The 12855-nt window shown below is 57.9% G+C and carries 10 protein-coding genes; 6 read left to right on the top strand and 4 right to left on the bottom strand.

All coding sequences use genetic code 11. The annotated features are described in order from the left end of the window. Positions 1–251 precede the first annotated feature (251 nt). On the top strand, positions 252–989 hold the full coding sequence (locus tag EAY64_RS04595; protein WP_147456175.1) for a hypothetical protein: 738 nt from the start codon (positions 252–254) through the stop codon (positions 987–989). 208 nt (positions 990–1197) lie between these two features. Here the strand turns inward: EAY64_RS04595 and trpE are convergent, their stop codons facing one another. From trpE to rpe, 4 genes are all read right to left on the bottom strand, one after another. Then, positions 1198–2661, bottom strand: a complete 1464-nt coding sequence (gene trpE, locus EAY64_RS04590) for an anthranilate synthase component I (protein WP_103523614.1) — start codon at positions 2659–2661, stop codon at positions 1198–1200. A gap of 134 nt (positions 2662–2795) precedes the next feature. Further along, positions 2796–3464 carry a phosphoglycolate phosphatase gene (locus tag EAY64_RS04585; RefSeq protein WP_103523613.1) on the bottom strand — a complete coding sequence of 223 codons (669 nt, stop codon included), beginning with the start codon at positions 3462–3464 and terminating at the stop codon, positions 2796–2798. A 20-nt stretch (positions 3465–3484) separates the two neighbouring features. Then, a complete protein-coding gene (locus EAY64_RS04580) occupies positions 3485–4255 on the bottom strand; it encodes an SDR family NAD(P)-dependent oxidoreductase (RefSeq protein ID WP_226034280.1) in 771 nt (256 codons plus the stop codon). Further along, a complete protein-coding gene (rpe, locus tag EAY64_RS04575; RefSeq protein WP_103523611.1) occupies positions 4255–4935 on the bottom strand; it encodes a ribulose-phosphate 3-epimerase in 681 nt (226 codons plus the stop codon). Before rpe ends, EAY64_RS04580 begins: the two co-directional genes overlap by 1 nt. Before the next feature lie 105 nt (positions 4936–5040). Here rpe and apaG point away from each other — a divergent pair, with 105 nt between their 5' ends. The 5 genes from apaG (at position 5041) to EAY64_RS04550 (ending at position 12742) form a co-directional block, all read left to right on the top strand. Next, positions 5041–5421, top strand: a complete 381-nt coding sequence (gene apaG, locus EAY64_RS04570) for a Co2+/Mg2+ efflux facilitator ApaG/CorD (protein WP_103523610.1) — start codon at positions 5041–5043, stop codon at positions 5419–5421. A 100-nt stretch (positions 5422–5521) separates the two neighbouring features. Further along, positions 5522–7315 carry an ABCB family ABC transporter ATP-binding protein/permease gene (locus EAY64_RS04565; protein WP_103523609.1) on the top strand — a complete coding sequence of 598 codons (1794 nt, stop codon included), beginning with the start codon at positions 5522–5524 and terminating at the stop codon, positions 7313–7315. A 412-nt stretch (positions 7316–7727) separates the two neighbouring features. Beyond that, complete coding sequence (locus EAY64_RS04560; protein ID WP_158604608.1) at positions 7728–10166, top strand: EAL domain-containing protein; 2439 nt, start codon at positions 7728–7730, stop codon at positions 10164–10166. 31 nt (positions 10167–10197) lie between these two features. Further along, a complete protein-coding gene (locus tag EAY64_RS04555; RefSeq protein ID WP_103523607.1) occupies positions 10198–10983 on the top strand; it encodes an iron-containing redox enzyme family protein in 786 nt (261 codons plus the stop codon). 301 nt (positions 10984–11284) lie between these two features. Further along, entirely contained in the window at positions 11285–12742 is a 1458-nt protein-coding gene (locus EAY64_RS04550) for an aminoacyl-histidine dipeptidase (protein ID WP_103523606.1), read from the top strand. Positions 12743–12855: the final 113 nt, after the last annotated feature.

The following is a 12855-nucleotide window of genomic DNA, read 5'->3' as shown; positions in this document are numbered from 1 at the left end:
TACCCGCTTGGCGGCCCGCGCAAACAGCAAGCATTCGTCATGGCTGCTGGCGGGAAGTGCTGTGCCCGGTCAATCTAAGTAATTTCTTATTATATGGGGCGGAACAGCTTGTTAGATTGGTTGGCCTTGTTTTGCTGGCAGGGGATGTCGACATAAGCCGATGGCTTGTATTGCTCAAGCAAATGCCAGCCACTACAGCAGTCTTCCGGCCAGATTATCCGGGCTGACTGGCTTGGCCGGGCAGGTGCCGCATGCGTGCCGCCAATATTACATTGAGGTGTCTGATGTATAGCTTTGCCGATATTTTTTCCACCATGCGCTACCATCTGCATCTCTTGTTGCAGCACTTTCCCTTTGTCTTGATGCATGTTGCCGCGCTGTTATTGGCCTGGCGCTGTTTGCGGCGCGGATATATGCAATGCTGCCGGCAAATGCCTTGCATGCGCTGCGCAGAAAGAACTGAGCAATATCAGCAATACTTGTTGATTGTGATGGTATTGATTTCATTGCTGTTGTCGTTGGCGCTGTTTTATTCCCTGCGTATCACGCTGTATCTTGCCAATGACTATGTGTATATGGCGGGTGTGCTGCTTGGTTGGCGGCGCGGATGGCCTGTCATGCTGGTTGCCATACTATGCACTGCATGCAGGGCATATCTGCTGGGGAGTGATTTGATCTGGCAGGTATATATTTTGCTGGATGTGCTGATCTATTATCTGATTGGCAGCGTATTGCACAAAATGCTTTATCTCGGTTTGGAAGATTTTTCCTGGAACGAAATTTTATTTGTCTGTGTGAATAAAGTCATGGTGAGTCTTGTGTCGGCAGCGTGCTGGGTATTGCTGATGCAGGATTCATGGTTTGCCGGTTTTAATATCCTGTTGTTCCGGCTGATTGCATGGCCGTTGGTGTCATTGCCGGTAATCTTCTTGCTGCTGATCATTCTGAGCAGCGATTATCGTCAGTGCCGTACGCATTGCTATGGTTGAAGCTGCCAGACAGTGCTCGGTTGGCTGGGGTGGCCGCTTTTTTCCTGCCGCTGCCCACCTTGTTGCTGCTGTTGCGTGGTGATTATCACCAGGGGCGCAGGCGCTTACGCTTGATGGCAAGTGTGCGGCCTCGCCGTCAGGGCCAGATAAAAAACAAGCCCCGCAGTATGGCTGCGGGGCTTGTTTTGTCTGCTGCCGGAGGCGCTACTCAGGCATCCAGCCCGGCTTGGGCCAATTCGGCGGCGCGAATCACCGCGCGGGCCTTGTTCTGGGTTTCCTGCCATTCCGCTTCGGGGACCGAGTCGGCCACGATGCCGGCGCCGGATTGCACGTACAGCATCTTGTTCTTGACCACGGCAGTGCGGATGGCGATGGCCAGGTCCATGTCACCATTAAAGCCCAGGTAGCCCACGGCGCCGCCATAGACGCCGCGTTTGGTGGGTTCGAACTCGTCGATGATTTCCATGGCCCGCACTTTCGGTGCACCAGACAGGGTGCCGGCCGGGAAGGTGGCCTTGAGAATGTCGATATTCGAGACATCCGGCTTGACGCTGCCTTCCACGCTGGAAACGATGTGCATCACATGCGAGTAGCGTTCGATCACCATATTGTCGGTGATGTTGACGCTGCCGGTATTGGCGACGCGGCCGATGTCGTTGCGGCCAAGGTCCATCAGCATGACGTGTTCGGCGATTTCCTTGGGGTCAGCCAGCAGCTCTTCCGCCAGTGCCTCGTCTTCCTCGCGGTTCTTGCCGCGCACGCGGGTGCCGGCGATCGGGCGTACGGTGACCGTTTCCTGTTCGCGCCGAACCAGGATTTCCGGCGAGGAACCGACAACATGGAAATCGTCGAAGTGGTAGAAGAACATATAGGGTGAGGGGTTCAGGCTGCGCAGGGCACGATACAACGACAGCGGTGAATCGCTGTAGGGCATCTGCATGCGCTGCGACAGGACGACCTGCATGATGTCGCCGTCCACGATGTATTGCTTGCATTGTGCGACAGCCTGCTTGAATTCTTCCTGGCCATACTCAGACACCGCCTTGCTGGGTTGGGAGGGCAGCGACAGCGGAATATCCATCGGTTCGCGCAGGCGGGCGCGCAGCTGGCCGAGCCGGCTTTCCGCCTTGGCCAGCGCATTGGGTACGGCGGGGTCGGCGTAGACAATCAGATAGAGCTTGCCCGACAGATTGTCCACCACCGCCAGTTCTTCCGACACCATCAGCAGGATGTCCGGGGTGCCAATGGCATCAGGCTTGCGGGTGGCCGCCAGACGCTTTTCCACATAGCGGATGGTGTCGTAGCCGAAATAGCCGACCAGGCCGCCGGTAAAGCGCGGCAGGCCTTCTACCGGTGGGGCGCTGAAACGCTGCTGGAAGGCTTCGATAAAAGCTAGCGGATCGCCTTCGAACTGTTCGATCACCTTGTCGCCGTACTCTACCTGTACCTTGTTGGCATTGACGCGCAGGCGCGTGGTGGCAGGCAGGCCGATGAAGGAGTAGCGGCCAAAACGCTCGCCGCCTACGACGGACTCCAGCAGGTAGGAGTAGGGCTGGTTGGCCAGTTTGAGGTAAACCGACAAGGGGGTGTCCAGGTCGGCAAACAGTTCCAGCGTCACCGGAATACGGTTGTAACCAGCTGCGGCCAGCTGGTCGAATGTGTCATGCGTCATGAGTGAGCTACCTTGAAACCGGATGGAAAGCGAAAGAAGTAAACAGGGTGTGGCTTAGCGTTGCCATCGCCAACTGGCCGGTGCGGGCAGGATAGTCATGATGCAGATGCAATCCGTATTGAATGTTGTAGTGGTCAGTTATTTTTCATCAAATCGTACAGTTCGGCAAGATTGCCGATGAGCAGATCGGCCTGCAGCGTGCTGGCATCAGCATAGCCATAGCTGACGGCGATGGCGGCTGCGCCGGCAGCGCGGGCCGACAGGATGTCGTTTTCGGAGTCGCCCACCATGGCCAGTTCGCTGGTGTTGATGCCCAGCACCTCGCAGACATGCTGCAGCGGCAGGGCCGAGGGTTTTTTCTCTGCCAGGGTGTCGCCACCGATCACCAGGCTGAAGGCATCGCGCAGCTCCAGTTGCTGCAGCAGCGGCACGGCCAGGCATTCCGATTTGTTGGTAACCACCACCAGTGGCAGTTGCAAGGCGCGCAGCAGTCCCAGGCCATCGCGCACACCGGGGTAGACGCTGGTGTTGTCGCTCAGGTGCTCGTGGTAGTAGCGCACGAAAAAGCTGAAGCCTTGTTCCCACAGTGTGGCTTCGGCCACGCCGTGGCGCTCATCGGTAATGGCTCGGTGTACCAGGCTGGCAATGCCGTCGCCGACGTGCTCTTGAATGCGCAGCTCGGCCAGGGCCGGCAGGCCCAGATGCTGGCGCATGGCATTGGCCGCGGCGGCCAGATCGGGAATGGAGTCAACCAGGGTGCCGTCCAGATCGAAGGCAACGGCTTTGATGTGTTTCAGATTCATACGATGTCAGGGCTAGGGTGTCAGTTCTGGGCTTGATCCGGCAAATGGCGGATGTCGAGTACGGGGTGATGGCCAAAGTCTGCGCTGAGCAGATGCTCGGCCAGCTGGCGGGCGGCCTGCTGTGGTGTGCTGAGGCCGCCTTCGCGTTTGAGGGCATCGAACCGTTCCTTGTTGGGGAACTGGGCCGGGTCGCTGTCGCGGATATGCGCCTGCATGTCGGTATCCACCACGCCGGGATAAACCGCAGCAATCAGCGCCGGGTTGGCGCAGGCTTGCTGCTCTTCCGCCACATGGCGGCAGAAGTGATCAAGCCCGGCCTTGCTGCTGCCGTAGACGCCCCAGCCGGGGTAGGCTTTTACCGCCGCACCCGATGAGATGCACATAATGCGTAGCTGACAGTCCAGTTCGTCGCTCAGCCGCAGCAAGGCGTCGGTCAGCAGCATGGGAGCCGTCAGATTGATGGCGATGGCCTGCGTCAACTCGGCTGTCGGGTAGAAGCCAGCACTGGCGATGGGCATGACTACGCCGGCATTATTGATCAGCAGCAATTGCCGTACGGCTTGCATGGGCAGCAGTTGCAAGGCCTCGGCCAGCAGGCCGTGCAGGGCGGGGCTGTCGGCCATGTCGGCGCGCAGGTAATGCAGCTGTTGCGGATATTGCCGAGCCAGCAAGCGAAACGCCTCGCTATGCTGTCTGGCCAGCCCCACCACCACAAAGCCGCGCTGCAGGAGCTCGGCACACAGTGCCAGGCCGAGCCCGCGCGAGGCACCGGTGACGAAGGCCGCTTGCATCAGGCTACCTTGGCCAGTTCGGCACGCATGGCGGCAATGACCGCCTGATAGTCAGGCTGGCCGTAAATGGCCGAGCCGGCGACAAAGGTGTCGGCCCCGGCAGCCGCGACGGCGGCGATATTGTCGACCTTGATGCCGCCGTCTACTTCCAGCCAGATCTCGCCGCCATGCTTGGCGGTATACTCATCGATGCGCTGGCGTGCGGCGCGCACTTTTTCCAGCGCATGCGGAATGAAGGATTGGCCGCCAAAGCCCGGATTCACCGACATGATCAGCACCATGTCGATCTTGTCCATGACATGATCAAGGTAGGACAGCGAAGTGCCCGGATTGAATACCAGGCCAGCCTTGCAACCGGATTCCTTGATCAGGCCCAGGGTGCGGTCGATATGTTCGGACGCTTCCGGGTGGAAGGTGATGATGTCGGCGCCGGCCTTGGCAAACATCGGCACCAGGCTGTCCACCGGCTTCACCATCAGGTGCACGTCGATGGGGGCTTGTGTATGCGGGCGGATGGCTTCACATACCAGAGGGCCAACCGTCAGGTTCGGCACATAGTGATTGTCCATGACATCGAAGTGAATGATGTCGGCTCCGGCGGCGATGACATCGCGCACCTCCTGGCCCAGACAGGCGAAATCGGCGGAAAGGAGGCTGGGGGCAATACGGAAGTCGCGCATGGTCTACCTTGCAAACACGGATGGGGTCATGAAATGGCGTTTATTCTACCGCGCCCAAGGCCAAAGGCGGGATAAAATGCAGTACAACAGCACAAGGAAAACACCATGCCAGATAAAAGCTACCAGATAGAGGTGGAGGCCGAACCGCATTACATCGCCGAACAGTCCAATGTGGCGACCGATGTTTACGTGTTTGCTTATCGCATCCGCCTGACCAATACCGGCAGCGAACCCGCCCAGTTGGTCAGCCGCCACTGGATTATTGTCGATGCCAATAATCAGGAGCAGGAAGTGCGTGGCATGGGCGTGGTGGGCGAGCAGCCACGGCTGGAGCCGGGCCAGTCCTTCGAATACAGCAGTGCCACCCACCTGAAGACACCGTATGGCTCCATGCGGGGCAGCTACCAGATGCTGGCCGACGACGGCAAGCGGTTCGATGTCACCATTCCCGAAATGACGCTGGTGGCGCCGCGCGTGCTGCACTGATGCCTTCCGTGATTGGCTCGGATACATTTCGCAGCCGCCGGTCGGCGGCTTTGCTCATTTTTCGTGCCGGCTCTGGCCGGCATTCCGACAGGTAGTTTCCATGCGCTTCACCCATAGTGGTCCGGCTCCCGGCAACCGCAACGATTGGCAAACCCTCAAGACGCTGCTGCCTTATCTGTGGGCTTTCAAGGGCCGGGTAGTGCTGGCGCTGGCCTGCATGATCCTGGCCAAGGTGGCGGCAGTCACGGTGCCGCTCTATCTCAAGGACATTGTCGATCAACTCTCCGTACCGGCCACCCTGCTAGCGGTACCGGTGATGGCACTGGTGGGCTATGGCCTGGCCAGGCTCACTTCCAGTGTGCTGGGAGAGCTGCGTGATGCGGTATTTGCCCGGGTCATCCAGGGCGCGGTGCGCAGTGTGGCACGCAGTGTATTCCAGCACCTGTTTCGCCTGTCGCTGCGTTTTCATCTGGAGCGGCAGACCGGTGGCATGAGCCGTGACATCGAGCGCGGGACCAAGGGTATTGGTTTCCTGCTCAATTTCACCGTGTTCAACATTCTGCCCACACTGTTAGAAATCGGCATGGTGTCGGCCATTCTGTTCCGCCGCTATGCCTGGGAGTTTGCTGCGGTAACACTGGCCACCATTGCCATCTATATTGTGTTTACCCTGCTGGTGACCGAGTGGCGCACGGTGTTCCGCCGCAGCATGAATGATCTGGATTCCAAGGCCAATGCCAAGGCCATCGATGCGCTGATCAATTACGAAACCGTCAAGTACTTCAATAACGAAGGCTATGAAGAGGCGCGCTATGACCGCAATCTGGCAGCCTGGGAGGCCTCTGCCATCAAGAACCAGGTATCGCTGTCCATGCTCAATGCCGGCCAGGGCATCATCATTGCCAGCGGTGTTACCCTGATCATGGTGCTGGCGGCGCGTGGCGTGGTAAATCACAGCATGACGGTTGGCGATGTGGTGCTGGTGGCCACCTTCATCACCCAGCTGTATGCGCCGCTGAATTTCCTGGGCTTTGTCTATCGCGAGATCAAGCATTCATTGGCAGATATCGAACGCATGTTCGGTCTGCTGTCCACCAATCAGGAAGTGGATGACGCACCCGCTGCGCAGCAGCTGGACACGCGACAGGCCAGCATCCGTTTTGCTGGCGTGGAGTTTGGCTATGACAGCAAGCGCACCATTCTGCATGGCCTGAATTTCGAGATTCCGGCAGGCAGCTCGCTGGCGGTGGTGGGTGCCAGCGGTGCCGGCAAATCCACTCTTTCCCGCTTGTTATTCCGTTTTTATGATGTGGGTCGTGGCAGCATCAGCATCAATGGCACGGATATCCGTCAGCTGCGACAGGATAGCCTGCGCAGCCATATCGGCATTGTGCCGCAGGATACCGTGCTGTTTAATGACAGCATCTATTACAACATTGCTTATGGCCGGCCCGATGCCAGCCGCGAAGAAGTGATGGAAGCGGCGCGTTCGGCACATATTCACGACTTCGTGCTGAGCCTGCCTGATGGTTACGACACCCAGGTGGGCGAGCGCGGGCTCAAGCTGTCCGGCGGCGAAAAACAGCGGGTGGCCATTGCCCGCACCATCCTGAAAAACCCGCCCATCCTGATCTTTGACGAGGCGACCAGCGCACTGGATTCGCGTACCGAGAAAGCTATCCAGCAAGAACTGGCGGCCATCTCGGCCAATCGCACCACCCTGATCATCGCCCACCGCTTGTCCACCATCGTCGATGCCGACCAGATCATCGTGATGGAAGATGGCCGGGTGCTGGAACGCGGTACCCACCGTGAGCTGATCGAACATGGCGGGCGTTATGCAGAAATGTGGCACCTGCAACAGGAACAGCAGGCTGGTGAGCTGGCTTCTTAGAAACTGTGCATGACCTGTTGTGACGTGGAAAGCTGCTTCGGCAGCTTTTTTCATTGTGCATGGGAAAAGTGTATTTGTTACAAATACTTGTGCCAAATCGGGCTATACCTATTAGATGGCTATGCCATTTGCAAACTGCCTGATATTGACAGTTTGTTTAATTGACATTTAAATATTAGTAATAAATATCAGGAATAATCGATAAGCACCATGACGTATGCCGGGCGGTTTGTCTGCACGGTGTCGCGAGCATCTGTTTGTTTGCCATGGGTATTGATGGCGATGGGTGGTGGTTGGCCGCATCAGCTGACAGCGACGGCATGCCTTGGCATGCTATCTGTGGTAAAAATGACCCGGTGTGGATGATAATTCCATAAATGAGCAATGCAGTAAGCGGGGGGCAATGTCTGCAATGAGTGCGTACGGCAGCCGCAGGCTGATACGGGTAGTCTGGCCCTTTGTCGCTATTGTGGGCGCCTTGTTGCTGATCAGTGCCTTCAGCTTCAATGCCTTGTCCACCATCCGTGCCTATGTAGGCGGGGAAGGTCTGTGGTCGAAGGCGCAAAAAGATGCCATCTACTATCTGACGCGTTATGCCGGCAGCCGTTCGGAGCAGGATTTTCAGGCCTACAAGGCGGCCATTGCCATCCAGTTGGGGGATCGCCAGGCACGGCTGGCGCTGGATCGTCCGCAGCCCGATCTGCAACAGGCCAGAGCGGGGCTGCTGCAAGGCGGCAACCATCCTGACGATATCGCCAATGTCATCAATGCTTTCCTGTGGTTTCGCCATGTCAGCTATCTGAGTCAGGCCATTCATTATTGGGAAATCGGTGACAGCTACATTGTCGAAATTTCCGGTATCGCCGAGAGGCTGCATGACGGATTTACCCGCAGCTATATCGGTGAAGATGAGCTGATGGTGCTCAGTCGCCGTATTGCGGACATCAATGAAGAGCTGAAGGCACCAGCACGATCCTTCTCTGAAGTGCTGGGTGAGAGTTCCCGCTTTGCCACTAGCCTGCTGTGGTCGATCAACCTGCTGGCAGGGGCCGGTTTGTTGCTGCTGACGGTACGGCAGGTGCAGGTTTTGCTACGCCAGTCCGCCCGCTTTGAGGCCGAGTTGCATGCGGAAAAGGAAAGGGCGGAAACCACGCTTAATTCGATTGGCGATGCCGTGGTCACCATTGATCTCTCCGGCAAGCTGCGCTACCTCAACGCCGTGGCACTTCATCTGGTCGGCGGCGCGGGCAAAGGGGCTATCGGTCGTTATTTCGAAGACGTGTTCTCGATGATCGACCTCTCCGGCAGCAGCATGGACCTGATTACCACCAGTCAGCTGCGGGCAAAGTGTGAAAACAAGCAAACTTACCCTAGCCTGCGCCTGCAAGGGCTGGATGGTAGCAGTCACATGATTTCACTGGTGGTTGCACCTATCCACAACTCGCTGGGGCAGGTGGACGGGCTGGTGTTGGCCTTGCACGACAAATCGATCGAGCAGCAATACATCAATCATTTGTCCTGGCAGGCTGCGCATGACGCGCTCACCGGCCTGTATAACCGGCGCGAATTCGAACAGCGGGTCACGCGCGCGCTAAGCCGCCTGATGGTGACGGAAACATCGCATGCCCTGCTGTTTGTCGATCTGGATCAGTTCAAACTGGTCAATGATACCAATGGCCATGCGGCAGGCGACGAGTTGTTGCGCCAGGTGTGCCGGGTGCTGCAGGAGCAGCTGGGTCTGTCCGATGTTCTGGCCCGCTTGGGTGGCGACGAGTTCGGCGTCTTGCTGGAAGATTGCCGGGTGGACGAGGCGCTGGACAAGGCTGACCGCTTGCGGCGCGCCGTGCAGCAGTCCAGCTTCCAGTGGGAAGGCATTCCTTTCTCCATCAGTGCCAGTATCGGCATGGTCTTCCTTGGGGAAGCTGGTGCCACGCTGGCCGAGGCGCTGCAAGCTGCGGATATCGCTTGTTACATGGCCAAGGAAAAGGGGCGCAATCGTATCCAGCTTTACAGTTCGAAAGACACCGAGCTGGCGGTGCGTTCGGTAGAAATGGCTTGGGTACAGCGTCTGCGTACCGCCATGGAGCAAGAGCGTTTCTGTCTGTACTGTCAGGAAATCGTGCCGTTGCGGCCGGTGGTCAAGGGTGCCGGTCGGCATGTCGAGGTGCTACTGCGGCTGCGCGATGAACATGGCAACATCATCTTGCCAGCTTCCTTCATTCCTGCGGCCGAGCGCTTCGGCCTGATGCCGGATATCGACCGCATCGTGGTGCGCCAGACCTTCGAAACCCTGTGGAACATGCGTTCGCTGGGGGATAGGTCGATTGATGTCTGTGCCGTGAATCTGTCAGGTGCCACGCTGTGTGATGACAATTTCCTTGATTTCATCCGGCGGCAGTTTGTCAGCTATGACATCCCGCCGGCAATGATCTGTTTTGAAATCACCGAAACCAGTGCCATTTCCAATCTGCAGCAGGCCACGCGCTTCATCAGCGAACTGAAAGGTTTGGGCTGCCACTTCTCATTGGATGATTTTGGTGCGGGCATGTCGTCATTTGCCTATCTGAAGCATTTGCAGGTCGACTACCTCAAGATTGATGGCAGCTTTGTCAAAGACATGGTGGACGACTCGGTGGATCGCGCCATGGTGGAGATGATCAACCATATTGGTCATGTCACCGGCAAGAAAACCATTGCCGAATTCGTCAGTGCGCCAGAAATCCTGGCGGAGCTGCAAAGAATTGGAGTGGATTACGCCCAGGGGTATTTCATTGGCGAACCCGCTCCTTTCATCCCTCCCTTGCATGGCAGGCCGCAGTCGGTTTTGCACCACCTGCCAGGCGGGGAGTGATACAGGCCCACAATTGAGAAAGAGGTCCAGAATGAAAGACCAGCATCAATTTGTCAGAACCGGTCCCTTGATGGAAGTTGCCAGCTACCCGGAGTGGACGCAGGAGATGGTGCATTACTGCGATCGCTTTAAAAGCGAGGTAGTCGAGCACGATTTGTTCACCCAGATGAAGGAAGCACGGCTGGAGCATTCCATACACAAGGCCTTCCTGTCCGGCGGCTGGCCGGTCATTGATCAGTTTCCCCAGTACATGGCGATGAATTTGCTGAAAATCCGCTATGGACAAGGCGAAGGGCATGATATGGCGCGGCGCTACCTGATCCGCAATATTCGGGTCGAGCAGAATCATGCTGATCACTGGGTCAACTGGGCGACCGAATCAGGTGTGGATATCCAGGCCATGCTGCACAACCAGCATGCGCTGGAGACGCTGTCGCTGAGCCAATGGTGCTGGCAGGTGTGTGACCGTGAATCACTGGCAGTGGCCATGGCGGCTACCAATTACGCCATCGAAGGCGCGACGGGTGAGTGGTCGGCCCGGGTCTGCTCGGAAGATCGCTATGCCAATCTGTTTGACGAAGAAGGGCGCGCCAAGGCAATGAAGTGGCTGAAGCTGCATGCCAAGTATGACGATGCCCACCCGTGGGAAGCGCTGGAAATCATCGTTACCCTGGTCGGACTGCAACCCAGCCAGGAAACCATCATCAAGCTGCGTAATGCCATTTGCAAGAGCCATCAGTTCATGCGCTTGCTGCTGGATCATTACATGCGTCCGCTCCCACAGTTGGGCGCCCGCCCGCAGCTGGCCCTGGTCTGACCCTTCCTCCGGGCATGGGCTGCATCCCGTTTACCGGAATGCAGTCCATGCTTGACTCCTTCCGGCTGCTGTGTCGAGCAGCCATGGTCCTTCTGCTGCTGATCGCTCCTGTACCCAGCTTGCCATTCTCCTGAGCACATTAATTTGTCGCGCTCTGGCTGCATTGCAGCATGACCCCGCGTCGCTAGCATGATAAAGTCGATTGTGTACAAAACAGGGCTGTATGCAACAGTCTCTGCCACGTTTCATCGATGATGGCGACGTAATATGCCCATCAGCACGTCAAGACAAAGGATACATTGTGGTCAATATCGCCGAACTCCAGCCACAGGCGGTCTGGGAGCATTTTCAGACGCTGTGCGAGATTCCCCGTCCCTCCAAGCATGAACAGCAACTGCGTGACTATCTCAAGGGTTGGGCTGAGCTGCGTGGCCTGCAGACCGTTGTGGATGGGGCAGGCAATCTGATTGTGCGCAAGCCGGCTACCCCGGGTTACGAGAACCGGGTGGGCGTGGTGCTGCAGGGGCATCTGGACATGGTGTGCCAGGCCAATGCCGGTACCGAACACGATTTTTTCAAGGATCCGGTGCGTCCCGTGCTGCGGGATGGCTGGCTGGTGGCGGAAAATACCACGCTAGGCGCGGATAATGGCATCGGCGTCGCCATGGGGCTGGCCGTGTTGGCTAGTGAGGATATTCCGCATGGCCCGGTTGAAGTGTTGATGACACTGGATGAAGAGGCCGGCATGGGCGGGGCGCTTGGCCTGGAAGCTGGCCTGCTGCAAGGCAGCATGATGATCAATATTGATACCGAGGAGTGGGGTGAGTTCTATATGGGCTGCGCCGGCGGTGTCGATGTCAATGTTACCCGCGATTATCAGACTACCGAGCTGCCTGCCGCTTACGCAGTGAGCGCGCTGTCGGTGCGTGGCCTGAAGGGTGGTCATTCTGGTGCTGACATTCATCTGGGACGTGGTAATGCCAACAAGATTCTGGTGCGTCTGTTGCGCGAACTGCAGGCCGATAGCGATTTGCGCCTGATCAGTTTCAGTGGCGGTACCGCCCGTAATGCACTGGCCCGTGAGGCGCAGGCTGTCGTGGCTTATCCGCAGCAGGATGCCGCCAACGTCGCTGCCCGACTGGATGCCTTCCAGTCCTTGTTGCGTTTCGAACTGGCCGGTGTGGACGAGGGCGTCACCTTGGAGTTGGCTGCAGCCTCGGCTAGCCAGGTGCTCGCCATCGAGGATCAGCAAGCCATTCTGGCTGCGCTGCATGCTGCCCCGCACGGGGTGAAGCGCATGAGCCAGCGGGTGAGTGGCGTGGTGGAAACCTCGAATAATCTGGGCGTGGTGCGGGTGGAGGGGGGCAAGGTATTTGCCAACCTGATGGTGCGTTCGCTACTGGATTCCGGTACCTGGATGCTGGCGCGCGAAGTGGAAAGCCTGTTTGGGCTGGCCGGCTTTGCTGTTGAGATGGAAGGCGGCTATCCGGGCTGGGCGCCCAATCCGCAGTCGCCGTTGCTGGCGTTGTTTCAGCAGGTATATGAGCGAGAGTTTGCTGCCAAGTCCGGCGTGCAGGTGATTCATGCCGGGTTGGAGTGTGGCATTATCGGCTCCAAGTATCCTGACATGGACATGGTTTCCTTCGGTCCGACCATCCGTGGTGCGCATGCGCCGGGCGAGCGGGTCGAGGTGGAGTCGGTGGGCAAGGCCTGGCAATTGCTCAAGGCGGTGCTGGCGGCGATGCCCGAACGTCGCTGAGCCGTAGTGCTGCAAAGAAAAAGCTCCGGGTGACGGAGCTTTTTCTTTATCCATATCGCAAGGGTGTTCAGTCTTTCTTTTTGGCGCGCGGGTGGGCTGCATCATAGACCTTG

It is taken from the genome of Aquitalea palustris (assembly GCF_003693445.1).
GTDB classification, from domain to species: Bacteria; Pseudomonadota; Gammaproteobacteria; order Burkholderiales; family Chromobacteriaceae; genus Aquitalea; species Aquitalea palustris.
The sequence above is the reverse complement of the archived record's forward strand: the minus strand, read 5'-3'. Positions and strand labels throughout refer to the sequence as shown.